This is a genomic window from Methylobacterium sp. Leaf104, from assembly GCF_001422885.1.
Classification (GTDB): domain Bacteria; phylum Pseudomonadota; class Alphaproteobacteria; order Rhizobiales; family Beijerinckiaceae; genus Methylobacterium.
This window is the reverse complement of record NZ_LMMZ01000012.1, coordinates 290,242-304,490: the sequence shown is the minus strand read 5'-3', so window position 1 is coordinate 304,490 and position 14,249 is coordinate 290,242. Positions and strand designations below refer to the sequence as shown.

Annotated in this window: 19 protein-coding genes; 13 read left to right on the top strand and 6 right to left on the bottom strand. The window is 71.1% G+C overall.

Annotated elements, in window-relative coordinates; translation table 11 throughout:
- Positions 1-323 precede the first annotated feature (323 nt).
- The 6 genes from crcB to ASF49_RS10850 all read left to right on the top strand — a co-directional run bounded on the left by crcB (position 324) and on the right by ASF49_RS10850 (position 2,620).
- Complete coding sequence (gene crcB / locus ASF49_RS10870) at positions 324-692, top strand: fluoride efflux transporter CrcB (RefSeq protein ID WP_056472059.1); 369 nt, start codon at positions 324-326, stop codon at positions 690-692.
- Positions 693-714: 22 nt separating this feature from the next.
- A complete protein-coding gene (locus ASF49_RS10865; RefSeq protein ID WP_056472718.1) occupies positions 715-1,152 on the top strand; it encodes an EamA family transporter in 438 nt (145 codons plus the stop codon).
- A gap of 208 nt (positions 1,153-1,360) precedes the next feature.
- Positions 1,361-1,558 (top strand): hypothetical protein, encoded by a 198-nt coding sequence (locus ASF49_RS10860; protein ID WP_056472057.1) that lies wholly within the window; start codon positions 1,361-1,363, stop codon positions 1,556-1,558.
- The gene (locus ASF49_RS10855) at positions 1,555-1,902 is read left to right on the top strand and encodes a hypothetical protein (protein WP_431739892.1); all 348 of its coding nucleotides are present in this window, start codon (positions 1,555-1,557) and stop codon (positions 1,900-1,902) included. Before ASF49_RS10860 ends, ASF49_RS10855 begins: the two co-directional genes overlap by 4 nt.
- 126 nt (positions 1,903-2,028) lie before the next feature.
- Positions 2,029-2,187 (top strand): hypothetical protein, encoded by a 159-nt coding sequence (locus tag ASF49_RS24185; protein WP_200930036.1) that lies wholly within the window; start codon positions 2,029-2,031, stop codon positions 2,185-2,187.
- Positions 2,188-2,350: 163 nt separating this feature from the next.
- The gene (locus tag ASF49_RS10850; RefSeq protein WP_243214523.1) at positions 2,351-2,620 is read left to right on the top strand and encodes a hypothetical protein; all 270 of its coding nucleotides are present in this window, start codon (positions 2,351-2,353) and stop codon (positions 2,618-2,620) included.
- 181 nt (positions 2,621-2,801) lie between these two features.
- On the opposite strand, the gene ASF49_RS10845 is transcribed toward ASF49_RS10850, so the two are convergent.
- Complete coding sequence (locus ASF49_RS10845) at positions 2,802-3,206, bottom strand: ABC transporter ATP-binding protein (RefSeq protein WP_335338459.1); 405 nt, start codon at positions 3,204-3,206, stop codon at positions 2,802-2,804.
- A gap of 324 nt (positions 3,207-3,530) precedes the next feature.
- Here ASF49_RS10845 and ASF49_RS10840 point away from each other — a divergent pair, with 324 nt between their 5' ends.
- The 3 genes from ASF49_RS10840 to ASF49_RS10830 all read left to right on the top strand — a co-directional run bounded on the left by ASF49_RS10840 (position 3,531) and on the right by ASF49_RS10830 (position 5,987).
- On the top strand, positions 3,531-4,046 hold the full coding sequence (locus ASF49_RS10840; RefSeq protein WP_082511128.1) for a hypothetical protein: 516 nt from the start codon (positions 3,531-3,533) through the stop codon (positions 4,044-4,046).
- A gap of 102 nt (positions 4,047-4,148) precedes the next feature.
- The gene (locus tag ASF49_RS10835; RefSeq protein ID WP_056472045.1) at positions 4,149-5,045 is read left to right on the top strand and encodes a diguanylate cyclase domain-containing protein; all 897 of its coding nucleotides are present in this window, start codon (positions 4,149-4,151) and stop codon (positions 5,043-5,045) included.
- Positions 5,046-5,306: 261 nt separating this feature from the next.
- Positions 5,307-5,987 (top strand): helix-turn-helix transcriptional regulator, encoded by a 681-nt coding sequence (locus ASF49_RS10830; RefSeq protein ID WP_056472042.1) that lies wholly within the window; start codon positions 5,307-5,309, stop codon positions 5,985-5,987.
- Between the two features lie 18 nt (positions 5,988-6,005).
- Here ASF49_RS10830 and ASF49_RS10825 read toward each other — a convergent pair whose 3' ends face one another.
- The 3 genes from ASF49_RS10825 to ASF49_RS10815 form a co-directional block, all read right to left on the bottom strand.
- Entirely contained in the window at positions 6,006-7,415 is a 1,410-nt protein-coding gene (locus ASF49_RS10825) for a cytochrome ubiquinol oxidase subunit I (protein ID WP_056472039.1), read from the bottom strand.
- 122 nt (positions 7,416-7,537) lie between these two features.
- Complete coding sequence (locus ASF49_RS10820; protein WP_056472028.1) at positions 7,538-8,545, bottom strand: SDR family oxidoreductase; 1,008 nt, start codon at positions 8,543-8,545, stop codon at positions 7,538-7,540.
- Between the two features lie 340 nt (positions 8,546-8,885).
- Positions 8,886-10,139: a DNA topoisomerase IB gene (locus ASF49_RS10815; protein WP_056472024.1), complete on the bottom strand. Its 1,254-nt coding sequence runs from the start codon at positions 10,137-10,139 to the stop codon at positions 8,886-8,888.
- Positions 10,140-10,226: 87 nt separating this feature from the next.
- On the opposite strand from ASF49_RS10815, the gene ASF49_RS10810 reads away from it, so the two are divergent.
- Together ASF49_RS10810 and ASF49_RS10805 are read left to right on the top strand one after the other, a co-directional pair.
- Positions 10,227-10,829: a glycosyltransferase gene (locus tag ASF49_RS10810; RefSeq protein ID WP_056472020.1), complete on the top strand. Its 603-nt coding sequence runs from the start codon at positions 10,227-10,229 to the stop codon at positions 10,827-10,829.
- The gene (locus ASF49_RS10805) at positions 10,826-11,485 is read left to right on the top strand and encodes a class I SAM-dependent methyltransferase (protein ID WP_056472019.1); all 660 of its coding nucleotides are present in this window, start codon (positions 10,826-10,828) and stop codon (positions 11,483-11,485) included. The genes ASF49_RS10810 and ASF49_RS10805 overlap by 4 nt, the downstream gene beginning before the upstream one ends.
- Positions 11,486-11,506: 21 nt before the next feature.
- Here ASF49_RS10805 and ASF49_RS10800 read toward each other — a convergent pair whose 3' ends face one another.
- Entirely contained in the window at positions 11,507-11,914 is a 408-nt protein-coding gene (locus tag ASF49_RS10800) for a DoxX family protein (RefSeq protein WP_056472017.1), read from the bottom strand.
- 134 nt (positions 11,915-12,048) lie between these two features.
- Positions 12,049-12,351, bottom strand: coding sequence for a DUF3572 domain-containing protein (locus tag ASF49_RS10795; RefSeq protein WP_056472013.1), 303 nt, complete (start codon positions 12,349-12,351; stop codon positions 12,049-12,051).
- 75 nt (positions 12,352-12,426) lie between these two features.
- Here ASF49_RS10795 and ASF49_RS10790 point away from each other — a divergent pair, with 75 nt between their 5' ends.
- Both ASF49_RS10790 and ASF49_RS10785 read left to right on the top strand, forming a co-directional pair.
- Entirely contained in the window at positions 12,427-12,807 is a 381-nt protein-coding gene (locus tag ASF49_RS10790; protein ID WP_055946254.1) for a response regulator, read from the top strand.
- 61 nt (positions 12,808-12,868) lie between these two features.
- On the top strand, positions 12,869-14,242 hold the full coding sequence (locus ASF49_RS10785) for a PleD family two-component system response regulator (protein WP_056472010.1): 1,374 nt from the start codon (positions 12,869-12,871) through the stop codon (positions 14,240-14,242).
- Positions 14,243-14,249: the final 7 nt, after the last annotated feature.

The window sequence follows — 14,249 nt, the reverse complement described above, 5'->3', positions numbered from 1 at the left end:
GCGAAGTGCAGCAGGTGCCTGTTAGGAAAACATCAACCTTAACTGACGCTATTCAGCCGCAACTTGGTTAATCCGAGATAAACCGCGGCGCATCTTGTGGAGAATTCCTGTTTTCCGCTTCGTAACGCTGGGGGCGGCGCCCCGCCCACGCGATGACGCCGGGGGCGGCGGCCGAGGGCCGGCGCGCGGATCGGTGCGACCGCCGGGCCGTGCCCTGTGAACCTCGGGGGTAAGCCGCGCTCGGCCGGCGAACCGGATGCGTTCGAGGCGTATCCTGTGCGCAGGGCCGGGCCGGCGGCCGGCTTCAGGGAGAACATGCCCGCATGGGGTTTCTCATCGTCTTTCTCGGGGCCGGCCTCGGCGGCATGGCCCGGCACGGCGTCGGCCTCGCCGCCCTGCGCTTCGGCACCGCCTTTCCCTACGGCACGATGGGCATCAACATCCTCGGCTCGATCCTGATGGGGGTACTGGCGGGCTGGTACGCCATGCGCAGCGGCAGCCAGCCCGTGCGGCTGTTCCTGGCCACCGGCGTGCTCGGGGGCTTCACCACCTTCTCGTCCTATGCCCTCGACGGCATCCTCCTGCTGGAGCGCGGCGAGGTGGCGGCGGCCATCATCTACATCCTCGGCTCGGTGGTCCTCGGGTTCGCCGGCCTGCTTCTCGGCCTGATGGTCATGCGGATGATCCTGTGAGGCCGGCCGGACCCTCGTCATGCTGAGCGCGCTGCTGCAATCCTGGCGCTTCTGGGCCCTGCTCTCGGCCGTCTTCGCCGCCCTCACCGCCATCCTGGCGAAGGTCGGCGTCACCGGCGTGCAGCCCGACGTCGCGACCTTCGTGCGCACCGTGGTGATCCTCGCCCTCACGGGCGCGATCCTGGTCGGCACCGGGCAGGCGCCCGGCCTCACGGCGATCCCGGGCCGCAGCGTCGGCTTCCTCGTGGCCTCGGGCCTCGCCACCGGCGCTTCCTGGCTCTGCTACTTCCGCGCCCTCGCGCTCGGGGACGCGGCGCGGGTGGCGCCCCTCGACAAGCTCAGCGTCGTCCTGGTGGCGATCCTCGGGGTGATTCTGCTCGGCGAGAGCCTGACCCTGCCGAACTGGATCGGCGTCGCCCTGATCGCGGCCGGTGCGGTCCTGGTGGCCTATCGCGGCTGAAACTCGCTCCTGCCCGCCCCGTCGCACGGTCAAGCATCGGCCGGCACGCGGCTTTTCCCTTGCGGATGGAATTCTTCCAAATCGAGAACAATAGAAGGTTCGGATTACGGAAGATTCAATCGATTCCAATGTTTGGCGAATTGCTTGCCAAGCGGTGTTTAAGCTTTCAAACCCTCTCCACGGAGCGCCGATCGCAAGAGGAGAGCGGATGATGGAACGCACGCTGGATTGGCTGCGCGGCTACGCGCGGATCGCCTGGTGGGACGGCTCGGCCCTCGACCTGCGCCTGCACCGCTTCTCCGACCTCATCGATGTCCTGGCGGGGGCGCCCGAGACGGATCCCGCCCTGGTGCCCGCCCATTGGCGCGAACGCCTGTCCGACCGCTCCTCGGGATTCCGGGCATGAGCGGGCCGGACGAACGGATGGACGCCGCGTCCCGCGCCGCGCCGGCCTGCGCCGAGCCGGCCTCGCCCGAGGCCCATCTCGACGAGGCCCTGCGCCGCGCCTTCTGGCAGAGCCTGAACCGGGCGCCCCTGCCGGCCATGTCGGCGCTGGAGGTGGCGGCCCGGGTCGTCGGCGCCCTCTACCGGCAGGTGGCCCAGGCGCATGAGGGGCCGCAGGGCTGCCGCTGCGGCTGGGAGCCGGACCCCGATTGCGACCTGATCGTGCTGGAGGCCAACCTGGCGGCGGCCCTGATGCAGCCGCCGGAATCCGATCTCGCCCGCATGACGCCCCTCGGGCGGGCCTGAGCCCGCGCGGTTACGATTCCCTCATACTCCCGGGCCGAACATGCTCCCGGGCCGAACATGCGCCCAGCCGAACAGGGACGGCGCGACGCCGTCGGCGGCCTCGCGTCAGCGCGCCGGGAGTGTGAGATGGACGGGTTCTATCGCGGCATCGAGACGAGCCTCCTCGCCCTCAGCCTCGTCCTCGGGCTCGGCGCCCTGGTCCTGTCCGACCGGGCCCCGCCGCGCCCGGCCGCGACCCAGATCGCGGTCACGCTGCCGATGATCGCGGTCTCGGCGATGCCCTGAACGTTCATCCGGGCGGCCCGAGGATTCCCGATCGGCCGACCTCCTCGACTGCAACCCTTCCGACCTCTCGCGACTTAACAGTCCAAGACGCAGCGCATCCCGCTGCAACATCCTGACATGTTGAGGGCACGTCCGCCGAGGGATGTGCGAGCGAGACTTTCCGATGGTAGCGAATCGACTGCGCATGTCCGTCCTGGCGGGCACCGTTTTCTTGGCCGGCGCCGTTTCGGTCGCGGCCTTCGTTCCCGCTGTGGTGGCCGCCCCGGTCGCCAACCAGGGGCCGGACAAGGCCTCCGTCGCGGTGCCCGCCGTCACCCCCGTGGCGGCCGTCACCGAATCGGACGACGACGCCGTCAATTGCAGCCGCTCGCGCAAGCGCCTCTGGGTCGAGGGCGAGGGCTGGATCGTCCGTCGGGTCACCACCTGCCGCTGACGCCGAAGCCGAAGGTCGAGACGGCGACATTCGAAGCGGTGAAACCCGAACCGGCTCGGGCAGGTCGCCCGATCCCCGTGGCACCCGGCCCCCGCTCGCTTCTTGGAGGCCGGTCCGGACCCGCCGCGGCGCCCCGGTGGCGCGACCGACGGTCGGTGCGTCGGCCCCTTTCGTGGACGACCTACCTCCGGCGCGGACGGAGCGGACCGTAGAAGCCGCTCCATTCCATGCCCAGGGCCTGCGCGCGTTCGGCCAGCAGGCCGGGCACCGACAGCAGGCTCATCACCGGCGAAGCCACGATGTCCGGGTCGTTCAGGAGGCGCCCGACCTGCCGTCCCCGCCACCAGAACAGCCCGTACAGCAGGGCGAGCATCAGGAGCAGGCCCCAGGTCACGAGGCCCTGCCCGAACACATAGACGCCGTAGGGAGGCGCGAGGGCCGTACCGAGCCGGGACAGGCCGATGCAGACGATCGGCAACAGGATCAGGAAGCCCAGCAGCTCCAGCGGCAGCCGGCGAAACACCCGCAGGGCGGCGTTCAAATCCTCGACCGACACAGAGTCGAGCGACAGCTTCTCATCGTTCACACCCGGATTCATACGGCCTCCTGGCTTCGGTCCTGCCTTCGACCATGCCGCGCCCCCATTCCCGGAAGCAAGGCTCCCCGGGGTTTCCGGCCTCCCGGTCCGGATCCGATCGAGCGGGCTCGGACGAGACGGGCCGCAGTTCGATCAACCGGTCCCGGCCTCGGCCCCTTTCGCCGGCCTCCTCGCCCGACCCTTCCCCGCTTCTTGCCCGGCTCGGCGAGCCCCTAAGCAGTCTTCGAGGCTGGAAGCCGGCCGGATTTCTGGAACGACGGGTGTCTCCGCCGGTTCTCTCCCGAATCAGCCAGCGCGGGAGTCCGGCGTCGCATGACCACTCGATCCAAGGTGTCGCCCTCCGGGCTCGTCCCGCTCCGTCTGGCCGGCCTCGCCGGTACCCTGATCCTGTGCGGCCTCGCCGGCACGGCGCAGGGCCAGGATCCGACCTACGGCCGGCCGGTGGCCTACGAATCCGGTTACGCGGGCGGCTACGCCGGCCCGCTGATCCACGGCGACTATGTCGGTGCGCCGCTCACTCGCTTTCCCCGCCCGAGCGAGCTCGTGCCGAGCGCCTGGGGCTACGGCACCTACGGAATCCCCACGGTGGCGGGCATCCGCAGTGCCGCGGTCGGCACCCCGACGGTCTATGTCATCGACGCGCCGCCCTCCGCCCTCCGGGCGGCCGCCGCGGGCCGGTCCCGGGTCCTGACGCGCGGCCGGCAGGGGCGCTGGTCGGGCGCGCCGGAGCGCCCGGCGACCCGGGGCGAGGCCTTCCAGGCGGCGCCCCCGTCCGCCGAGATGAGCGGCGGCGCCCGCGTCGTTCCGGTGCGCGTCTCCCACCGCTGAGCCCCCGCGCCGCGGCCGATCCATCCGGGAGGGCTTTCGCAAGCGGTTAATCTGTTCGTGCCATCCTCACGTCAAGAACCGTGAAGGTGGTCAGGCCGCGCCATGCATATCGTCCTCGTCGATACCAGCCGGGTCGTCCTCAAGATGATCGCGGCGCTGCTCGAACCCAACGGTCATACCGTCTCGGCCTTCACCGACTCGGCGGAAGCGCTCGACTTCGTGGAGAACACCGGCTCGGTGCGGGTGCTGATCACCAGCCTCGAGGTGCGGCCCCTGGGCGGCCTCGAGCTGTGCTGGTCCGCCCGCCTCCTGGCGGAGGCCAACCGCCCCCTCTACGTCATCACCATGTCGTCGGCCAAGAACGCCCGGAACCTGGCCGAAGCCCTCGACAGCGGCGCCGACGACTTCATCGAGAAGCCGCCGGGACCGGAGGAACTGCATGCCCGCCTGCGGGCCGCGGAGCGCCTCACCACGATGCAGAGCGAGCTGATCCGCCTCGCCGACACGGATTCCCTGACGGGCCTGCTCAACCGGCGTGCCTTCCTGCAGAAGTCGCGCGATGCCGCCGAGCGCGTGGGCGACCACGGCAAGATGTCGGCCATCCTCCTCGACATCGATCACTTCAAGCGCATCAACGACGAGTACGGGCACGATGTCGGCGACGCGGCCATCCAGGCCGTGTGCCGCGAGCTGGCCGTCGACGGCATCGTCGGACGCCTCGGCGGCGAGGAGTTCGGCATCATCCTGCCCCACCGCTCCGGCACGGATGCCGAGGGCATGGCGACCCGCCTGCGCCGCTCGATGGAGGCCCTGCGCATCCGCGGGGGCCGGGTGCCGATCCGCCTCACCTGCAGCTTCGGCGTCAGCGAATGGTCCGAGGGCGACACCATCGAGGGGCTGCTCAAGCGGGCCGACATCGCCCTCTACGAGGCCAAGACCACGGGCCGCAACCGCGTCGTGAGCGCCGCCTCCGACCTCGTTCTCGCCCGGGCCGGCTGAGCCCGCGCCTGTCCCGAATCGAGGACGGCCGCAGCTTGGCCGTTGTACCGTAGCGGTACGCCGGGCCGGACGTTGCGCTCGCGCGTCCGTCGCGTTTACCAAAGTCTTGCCGAATTAACCGTGAGTCCTCTTCAGTCTTCGACCAATCCGGCCGGAATCGTCGCCGAGTCTTGGCGAGTAAAGCGCTGGAACGAAACTTGATCTGACTCTCCCAGGGATCGCTGCGGTGTGTCGCGGTGAGACAATGGGGAGTACAGCGGCATGAATGACGCCGTGGGAGTTTTGATCGTCGGCGAGCCCCTCGGAATCGAGCCGGCCTTTCGCGCCGTCATCGAGCACGAGCCGCGCCTGCACACCTTGAGCGAGACCGAACTCTCGCAGGGACCGGCGCGCAGGGTCGCCCTGGTCTTCGTCGGATCGGAGCCGGAGCCGGGTCTCGTCGGGCGGATCGCGGCCCTCAAGGCGCGCGCGCCGGACCTGCACGTCCTCGTCGGTTTCGATGTCCTGCGGGCCGACCTCCTGACCCGGCTGATCGAGGTCGGGGCCGAGGCCTTCATCGCCCGCACGGCGACGCCGCGCGACATGTGCGGCGCGCTCCTGAGCCTCGCCGCCGGCGCCGCCGAATCGGTCCCGGGCGAGGACGCCCCGGTTCCCGTCGCGCCCGTCGACGGCCTGACGCCGCGCGAGGCCGAGATCCTGCGCTTCCTCAGCGCCGGCTTCAGCAACAAGGAGGTGGCGCGCCGCCTGAACCTCAGCGTGCGCACCGTGGAGACCCACCGCCTGAACCTGCGCCGCAAGACCCAGACCGGGCGCCTGAAGGACCTCGTCGCCCTGGCTCGCCACCTCGGTCTCGCCCCGGTGGTCGATGCCGGTCCGGTCCGCGGCAGCGGCGGCGACCGCCCCCGGAGCCAGCTCACGAGCGCGTGCGCGGCCCGGCTCTGAGCCGGGCCGCGATGCCCCTCAGGCGGGGGTGAGGCTCTCGTCGACCGCGGACAGAGGGCGCTTGGGCTTCTGCGCCACGTCGCCGCCGCGGATGGCTTCCTCCAGGGGCTCCGGCCCTTTGCGCAGCAGCTTGGCGAGGTAGTAGCTGCCGAACCCGAAGATGAAGGTGTAGGCGATCAGGAAGGCGATGAGCGAGGTGGTCACCGCGTTGACCGTCAGGGGCGAGTGCGCGTCCGCCGTGCGCAGCTGCCCGTAGACGATGTAGGGCTGGCGCCCGATCTCGGCGGTGAACCAGCCGAACAGCACCGCGCCGAAGCCGGACGGCGTCATCAGCATCGCCGCGTTGAGGAACCAGCGGTTCGTGTAGAGCGTGCCGCGCCAGCGCAGGTAGAGGCTCCACAGGCTCAGGCCCAGCATGGCCATGCCGATCGCGACCATGATGCGGAAGGAATAGAACACCGGCCAGACCGGGGGGCGCTGGTCGCGGGGCACGTCCTTCAGGCCCGGCACCACGCCCGAGAAGTCGTGGGTGAGGATGAAGCTGCCGAGCCGCGGGATGCCGATCTCGAAGTCGTTCTTCTCGGCCTCCATGTTGGGGATCGCGAAGAGCAGCAGGGGCATGTTGTCCTGCCGGTCCCAGTTCGCCTCGATCGCGGCGAGCTTGGTCGGCTGCAGCTTGAGCACGGCGAGGCCGTGGGTGTCGCCGACGAAGATCTGGATCGGCGCGAAGATCACCGCGAACCAGAGCGCCATGGAGAGCGAGAGCCGGGCGCCCGCCACCTTCTCGGCCGGCTCCTTGCGCCCCCGCAGGATCATCCAGGCCGACATGCCCGCCACCGCGAAGGCGGTGGTGAGGAAGCAGCCCAGCACCATGTGGGCGTAGCGGATCGGGAAGGACGGGTTGAAGATCACCTTCCACCAGTCGGTGGCGATGGCCCGGCCGTTCTCGACGGTGAAGCCGTCCGGCGTCTGCATCCAGGAATTGGCCGACAGGATCCAGAAGGCCGAGATCAGGGTGCCGATCGCCACCATACAGGTCGAGACGAAGTGCAGCCGGTCGCCGACCCGGTCCCAGCCGAACAGCATGATCCCGAGGAACCCGGCCTCCAGGAAGAAGGCCGTGATGACCTCGTACTGGATCAGCGGCCCGAGCACGTTGCCGGTGAAGTCGGAGTAGCGCGACCAGTTGGTGCCGAGCTGATAGCTCATCACGATGCCGGAGACGACGCCGAGGCCGAACGAGACCGCGAACACCTTCACCCAGAACCGGTAGAGGTTCCGGTACATCGGGTCGCCGGTCCAGAGCCACTGCGCTTCCAGCCGGGCGAGGAAGCTCGCCAGCCCGATGGTGAAGGCCGGGAAGATGATGTGGAAGGCCATCGTGAAGCCGAACTGGATGCGTGAGAGCAGCAGCGCGTCGACTTCCATAGCGAACCTCGTTCGAAGCGGGACCAGAGAATCAGCGGCCCGCGGAGACAGCTATAGCGTGAAGGCGCCGGAGCTGCACCCGTTTCGCGAACGGCGCCGGCGTCGCATGATCCCCCGGCCGATCAGCGCCGCGGCAGCAGGCGGCGCGGGGCGCGCGCCAGGGTCGCCACCCCGACGAGACCCAGGGCCACCACCCCCGTGAGGCCGGCGACGAGCAGGTCGCGGTCGCGGCTCGTCCAGTAGGCGCTGCGCGTGGCCTTGGTCCGGTCCGAAAAGCGCCCGTCGATGCCGACATGTCCCGGGACCGGCGCGAACAGGTTGCCGGCCTTGTCGGGGGCGGGTTCGTCGGTGAGCTGGGCCGACCACATCGTGGCGGCCTTGGAATCGGCGTAGCCCGGCATCAGGGCCTGGGCGGCGGCCATCATCACCGTGCTGTGGCCGACCCAGACCTCGCGGCTCGGCCTCTCGGCCGTGGCGACGATGGCCTCGGCGCAGAGGCGCGGATCGTAGACCGGGTCGGGGGCGTACTGGCCGTGGCCGGTCCGGTTGCGGGCCCAGTTGAACTGCGGGGTGTTGACGGCGGGCAGGTAGACCACGCTGAGGGAGACGTCCACGCGATCGTGGATCAGCTCGGAGCGCAGGGCGTCAGTGAAGCCCGAGACCGCGAACTTGGCCGCGCAGTAGGGCGCCTGGAGCGGGGCCGCACGGATGCCGAGGCCCGACGAGACCTGGACGATGGCGCCGCGGTTGCGCGGCTTCATGTGGCGCAGGGCCGCCAGCGTGCCGTAGACCTGGCTGAGATAGGTCGTCTCGGTGACGCGCCGGTACTCCTCGGGCGTGATCCGGTCGGCCGGGTTCACGATGGTCGCCATGGCGTTGTTGACCCAAGCCCGGATCGGACCGAACGCGCGCTCGATCCGGGCGGCGGCGGCGTCGATCGCCTCCGCATCCGTGACGTCGGCCGAGATCGCCAGGACGCGACGGCCATAGGCCGTTAGGTCGGCCTCCGCGTCGCGCAGGCGGTCGACGTCGCGGGCGATGACCGCCACGGCCCAGCCCCGCCGGGCGAAGAGATGGGCGGTGGCGAGCCCGATTCCGGCGGTTCCTCCGGTGACGACCGCGACCTTCATGATGTTCCCGTTCCCGTTCCACGACACCTCGCGGCAACGGCCCAGGGGAGCGGCCGTTGCCGCGCGGCCCGCGTGCCCAATCGACACGGGGAGGGCGGTATCCGTGCGGAGGCGGATCCGGGCCTTCCCTCCGCCGGCGATCGGATCGCCACGACGGGGACAGAGCCGACCGCCCTCGGAAAACGGATCGCGAAGGCTCGTCGGCCACCCGCGCGAGGCACGACGGTGATCCCTCTCCTTCCAGGAGAGGGGACCTGCACCGCCCGCGCGATGCGTGAACAAGGCGGCCCGCAGAGGCGGGAGGGCGCCGCGCCGAGGCGGGCCTCCTCGGACCCTCGGATCAGGCGGCGCGGCCCTGCGGCGCGCCCGATGCCGTCGCGCCCGGCTTCCGGGACCGGGCGGACGCCGCCCGCTTCGCGCCCGTCTTCGCGACGGCCTTTCCAACATCCTTGGCAACATCCTTGGCGACCGCCTTGCCCGCCTTCGCGTCCGAAAGGTCGCGGCCCCTGCCGTTCTTCACCGCGGCGAGGCGTGCCTGGAGCAGGCCGAGCACGGCGGCCTCCTCGGGCTTGAGCCCGGTCAGGTCCGCGCGCAGCTCGTCCTCCACCGCGTCCTTGATCTGCAGGAGGAGGGCGCCCTCGAGGTAGCAGTCGAGCACCTCGGGGTGGATGTAGCACTTGCGGCAGATGGTCGGCGTGTTGCCGAGCCGGGCGGCGACGCCCTCGATGGCGGCGCGCAGGTTCTTCTTGGCCTTGGCCTCGCTGTCGAAGGCCTCGAATTCCTGCAGCGCCAGGGCCGCCAGCACCGTCCCGGCCCAGGTCCGGAAATCCTTGGCGGTGATGTCCTGGCCGGTGATCTCGCGCAGATAGGCGTTCACGTCGGCCGAGGTCACGTCGCGCACGGCCCCGTCGGCGTCGCGGTACTGGAACAGCTCCTGGCCCGGCAGGTCCTGGCAGGCCTTGACGATGCGGGCGACGCGCCGGTCCTTGAGGCCGAGATCCCAGGTCTTGCCGCTCTTGCCCTTGAACCGGAAGCTCAGCTCCGAGCCCGCGATCCGGGCGTGCCGGTCGCGCAGCGTCGTCAAACCGAAGCTCTTGTTGGTGCGGGCGTAATCGTCGTTGCCGACCCGGATCAGCGTGGTCTCCAGGAGGTGGACCACGGTGGCCAGCACCTTTTCACGGGGGAGGTCGCGCCGGCCCATGTCGGCATCGACCCGCGCGCGGATGGCCGGGAGCGCGTCGGCGAAGGCCATCACGTGCTCGAATTTGGTGAGGTCGCGGGCTGCCCGGAAATCCGGGTGGTAGCGGTACTGCTTGCGCCCCTTGGCGTCGCGGCCCGTCGCCTGGATGTGGCCGTTGGCCCGCGGGCAGATCCAGACGTCGGTATAGGCGGGCGGGATCGCCAGGGAGCGGATGCGCGCCAGGGTCTTGGCATCCCGCACCGGCTGGCCCCGGGCGTCGCGATAGGCGAAGCCCGTCCCGCTCTTCCGGCGCGTCAGGCCCGGCATGGTGTCGTCGACGTAGCGCAGGCCCGCCTCCTCGGCGGCGTCGCGCGGATCGGCGACCGTGCCCTCTTCGTCGCGCGCCGTGGCCATGCGGGTCCCGTCCCTGCGGTGTCTGGTTCGTCGTCAACGGGTGCGCGCCATGCCCTGTTCCGGACGGGGCATGCTACATCCCGTCCGATGGATACCCCCGCTTCCGGCGCCGCACCCCGCCGCCTCGTCCTCCTCGCCCCCGACGATGCGGGCTTCGCGGCCCGCTTCCTGCCCCTGGTCGCGGCGGCCCGGTCCGCCGGGATCACCGCCACGGTGGTGACGCGGGTGGACGCCCATCGCGGGGCGATCGAGGCGGCGGGCGCCCGGGTGGTGCCCTTCGCGCTGGGGACCTCCCGGCTCAACCCGATGGCGGCGGGCTATGCGGCGGGCCAGCTCGCCGGCATCCTCAAGGCCCTGGAGGCCGACCTCCTGCACGCCCTCGGCCTCCGGGCGATCGTGGTCGGCGGCACGGCGGCTGCGATGTCGGGCATCGCGGCGCGGATCTACCAGCCCGACGACCTCGCGGCCCTGACTGCCCGCACCGATGCCGGCGGGCGCCTGACGCGCTTCGGCCTGCGCAAGGCCCTGCGCGGCCCGCTCGCCACCCGGACCACCCGCTACCTCTGCGAGACCCCGGCCGAGGCCGCCGCCCTGGGCCTCGACCCGGCCGATACGGCCCTCGCGCTGGTGGGCGCCGACGGGCTCGGAGCCGCCGCCGGCACCCTCTACGGCGAGTTCGCCCGCGCATGACGCCCTCGGCCGATCCCCTCGCCTTCATCCGGGCCAACACCCGGCTGCGCCCGGTGCCGCACGCGCCCGAGATCGTCCTGCACGTGGCCGACGAGGCCACCGCGCTGTGGCAGAAGACCGAGGACGAGTTGGAGGCGATCGGCCTGCCGCCGCCCTTCTGGGCCTTCGCCTGGGCCGGCGGGCAGGCGCTCGCCCGCTACGTCCTGGACAATCCCGGCCTCGTGGCGGGACGCCGGGTGCTCGACTTCGCCTCGGGCTCGGGCCTCGTCGCCATCGCGGCGGCCCGGGCCGGCGCGGTCCACGTCACCGCCAGCGACCTCGACCCCTTCGCGATCCCGGCCATCGGCCTCAACGCCGAGGCCAACGGCGTCGCGGAGCGGATCGAGGCGGTGGCGCGGGACCTCATCGGCTCCGATCCGGGCTCGGCCGTGGTGCTCGCCGCCGACATCTTCTACGAGCGGGACCTCGCGGCCCGCGTCACCGGCTGGCTCTCCGGCCTGCACGCGCGGGGCGCCACCGTGCTGGTGGGCGATCCCGGCCGCTCCTACCTGCCCCGCGACCGGCTCACCGAACTCGCCACCTACACGGTGCCGGTGAGCCGCTCCCTGGAGGATGCCGAGATCAAGCGCAGCAGCGTCTGGCGCTTCGGCGCCTGAGCCGCCCCGGGGGAGGCCGGCTCAGAACCGGCCGCGGCGCTGCGCGTCGAGGCTCCAGGGGCCGGCGCCGGCGGCGGCGAGGTAGAGGAAGACGAAGCAGAACAGGATCGCGGCATCGCCGCCGTTGAGCGCCGGGAACGGGCTCTTGGGATGGTGGGCGATGAAGTACGCGAAGGCCATCTGCCCGGAGAGCAGGAACGCCACCGGCCGGGTGAACAGGCCGAGGATGACGAGCGCGCCGCCCAGGGTCTCCAGGACGGCGGCGAACCACAGCAGCGACAGCATCGCGGGGCCGGCCCCGCCGCCCATCCGCACGGGGAAGCCGAACAGCTTCTGGGTGCCGTGCTCGAGGAAGAGCAGGCCGGCCACGATGCGCAGGACGCTGAGGAGGCGCGGGGCCCAGGTCGTCGAGAGGCTGGCGAGGGACATGGGCGGGGGATCTCCGGCGGGGGGCGCGCCGTGCGGACGGCGCCCGCGCGAAGCCGTCGAGCCATAGCGCGCGGCACGGGACGGGGCGAGCCTCGGCGGGCAATCCCGCGGGGATATCCGGCTCCGCTTCCCGCCTACATCCCGTCGTCGAAGTCCGGCGGGCCGAGGCGGCGCCAGGCGGCGGCGATGCGCTCGGGCTTGACGTCGAGGGCCTCGGCGCAGGCGAGCAGCGTCGTCTCGTCGCCCATGATATGGTCGAGGATGCCCGCCAGGAATCCGGGGTCCTGCGCGCTGGCCCGCAGGGTCTCGGGCGTCGCCCCGGTGGCGTTGAGGAAGGCGAACAGGCGCTCGTCGTCGGTCGCCATCCAGGCGAGGGCCGCCAGGGCCAGGCCCTCGGCGGAATCGTCTGCGCTGTTGGGTTTGCGTTTCGTCAACATGTATCCGCTAAATCTCCTGGGGCGGGGCATGCGTCGAACGACAATGGGCCGTCCACGCACCGGGAACAACGGGCCATGAAGAAGACCGTGCTCATCGTCGAGGACAACGAACTCAATATGAAGCTCTTCAACGACCTGTTGGAGGGACATGGCTACGCCACGCTGAAGACGGCCAACGGCATCGAGGCGATCGAGCTCGCGCGGGCGCACCGCCCCGACCTCATCCTGATGGACATCCAGCTGCCCGAGGTCTCCGGCCTCGAAGTCACGAAGTGGCTCAAGGAGGACGACGACCTCAAGGCGATCCCGGTGATCGCCATCACGGCCTTCGCCATGAAGGGCGACGAGGAGCGCATCCGCGAGGGCGGCTGCGAGGCCTACCTGTCCAAGCCGATCTCGGTGGCGAAGTTCCTCGCCACCGTCCGCCAATACCTCGGCGACGCCAGGACCGCCTGAAGCCGCCGCCTCGCTGAGACCGTCCCCGACGGCCCAGTGGAACGACCCTGCGCGAGGAACGATGTCGGCCCGAATCCTGATCGTCGATGATCTCTTCCCGAACGTGAAGCTCCTGGAGGCGAAGCTCTCCCTGGAATACTTCGACGTCGTGGCGGCGATGAACGGCCCCGATGCGCTGACCATCTGCGAGAAGGGCCTCTGCGACCTCGTCCTCCTCGACGTGATGATGCCCGGCATGGACGGCTTCGAGGTCTGCCGCCGGCTCAAGAGCAACCCCAACACGGCCCACCTGCCCGTGGTGATGGTCACCGCCCTCGACCAGCCCTCCGACCGCCTGCGCGGGCTCGATGCGGGCGCCGACGACTTCCTGACGAAGCCCATCGACGACACGGCCCTGTTCGCCCGCGTGCGCAGCCTCGTGCGCCTCAAGGCGGTGACGGACGAGCTGCGCTCCCGCGCCATGGCCTCGCGGGATTTCGGAATCGGCGATCCTCTCGCCCTCGCCGCCGCCGAGACCGGCCTCGACGCCTCGATCCTCCTGGTCGAGGACCGCCCCGGCTCGGCCGACCGCCTCGGGGCGGCCCTGGGCCAGCACCACACGCTCACGGTGGAGGCCGACCCGCACAAGGCCCTGGTGCTGGCGGCGGAGGGCGCGTTCGACCTCGCCCTGGTCAGCCTCGACATCCAGGGCTTCGACGGCCTGCGCCTGTGCAGCCAGCTGCGCTCCCTCGACCGCACCCGCCTGATGCCCGTGATGATGATCGCCGAGGAGCACGACCGCGCCCGGGTGATCCGGGGCCTCGAATTCGGCGTGCACGACTACCTGATGCGGCCCGTCGACCGGAACGAGCTCGTGGCCCGGGTACGCACCCAGGTCCGCCGCCGCCGCTTCTCGGATGCCCTGCGCGGCGCCGTCCAGGCCTCGATGGAGCTCGCCGTCACCGACGGCCTCACGGGCCTGCACAACCGGCGCTACCTCGACAGCCATCTCGGCGCGCTGTTCGGCGAGGCGGCCCTGCGCAACCGCCCGGTGGCGGCCCTGATGCTCGACATCGACCGCTTCAAGACGATCAACGACACCTACGGCCACGAGGCCGGCGACGAGGTGCTGAAGGCCTTCGCCGAGCGCATCCGCACCCATACCCGCGGCATCGACATCGTGGCCCGCTACGGCGGCGAGGAGATCGTCATCATCCTGCCGGACGCCGAGGCCGAGGGCGCCTACGCCATCGCCGAGCGCATCCGCGAGCGCATCGAGGCGGTGCCGTTCGCGATCCACCGCGACACCCGCACGGTGCCGGTGACCGTCTCCATCGGCGTGGCCTGGCGCCGGGCCGAGGATGCCGGGCCGGCCGACATGCTCAAGCGCGCCGACCTCGCCCTGTACCGGGCCAAGAGCACCGGCCGGAACCGCGTCGAGGCGGCCGCGGCCTGACGGCCCG

Excerpts from the sequence above, each read along its gene's own strand:
- crcB (WP_056472059.1), top strand. The coding sequence starts at position 324 with ATGGGGTTTCTCATCGTCTTTCTCGGGGCCGGCCTCGGCGGCATGGCC.
- ASF49_RS10860 (WP_056472057.1), top strand. The coding sequence starts at position 1,361 with ATGATGGAACGCACGCTGGATTGGCTGCGCGGCTACGCGCGGATCGCC.
- ASF49_RS10855 (WP_431739892.1), top strand. The coding sequence starts at position 1,555 with ATGAGCGGGCCGGACGAACGGATGGACGCCGCGTCCCGCGCCGCGCCG.
- ASF49_RS24185 (WP_200930036.1), top strand. The coding sequence starts at position 2,029 with ATGGACGGGTTCTATCGCGGCATCGAGACGAGCCTCCTCGCCCTCAGC.
- ASF49_RS10850 (WP_243214523.1), top strand. The coding sequence starts at position 2,351 with ATGGTAGCGAATCGACTGCGCATGTCCGTCCTGGCGGGCACCGTTTTC.
- ASF49_RS10840 (WP_082511128.1), top strand. The coding sequence starts at position 3,531 with ATGACCACTCGATCCAAGGTGTCGCCCTCCGGGCTCGTCCCGCTCCGT.
- ASF49_RS10835 (WP_056472045.1), top strand. The coding sequence starts at position 4,149 with ATGCATATCGTCCTCGTCGATACCAGCCGGGTCGTCCTCAAGATGATC.
- ASF49_RS10830 (WP_056472042.1), top strand. The coding sequence starts at position 5,307 with ATGAATGACGCCGTGGGAGTTTTGATCGTCGGCGAGCCCCTCGGAATC.
- ASF49_RS10825 (WP_056472039.1), bottom strand. The coding sequence starts at position 7,415 with ATGGAAGTCGACGCGCTGCTGCTCTCACGCATCCAGTTCGGCTTCACG.
- ASF49_RS10820 (WP_056472028.1), bottom strand. The coding sequence starts at position 8,545 with ATGAAGGTCGCGGTCGTCACCGGAGGAACCGCCGGAATCGGGCTCGCC.
- ASF49_RS10815 (WP_056472024.1), bottom strand. The coding sequence starts at position 10,139 with ATGGCCACGGCGCGCGACGAAGAGGGCACGGTCGCCGATCCGCGCGAC.
- ASF49_RS10810 (WP_056472020.1), top strand. The coding sequence starts at position 10,227 with ATGGATACCCCCGCTTCCGGCGCCGCACCCCGCCGCCTCGTCCTCCTC.
- ASF49_RS10805 (WP_056472019.1), top strand. The coding sequence starts at position 10,826 with ATGACGCCCTCGGCCGATCCCCTCGCCTTCATCCGGGCCAACACCCGG.
- ASF49_RS10800 (WP_056472017.1), bottom strand. The coding sequence starts at position 11,914 with ATGTCCCTCGCCAGCCTCTCGACGACCTGGGCCCCGCGCCTCCTCAGC.
- ASF49_RS10795 (WP_056472013.1), bottom strand. The coding sequence starts at position 12,351 with ATGTTGACGAAACGCAAACCCAACAGCGCAGACGATTCCGCCGAGGGC.
- ASF49_RS10790 (WP_055946254.1), top strand. The coding sequence starts at position 12,427 with ATGAAGAAGACCGTGCTCATCGTCGAGGACAACGAACTCAATATGAAG.
- ASF49_RS10785 (WP_056472010.1), top strand. The coding sequence starts at position 12,869 with ATGTCGGCCCGAATCCTGATCGTCGATGATCTCTTCCCGAACGTGAAG.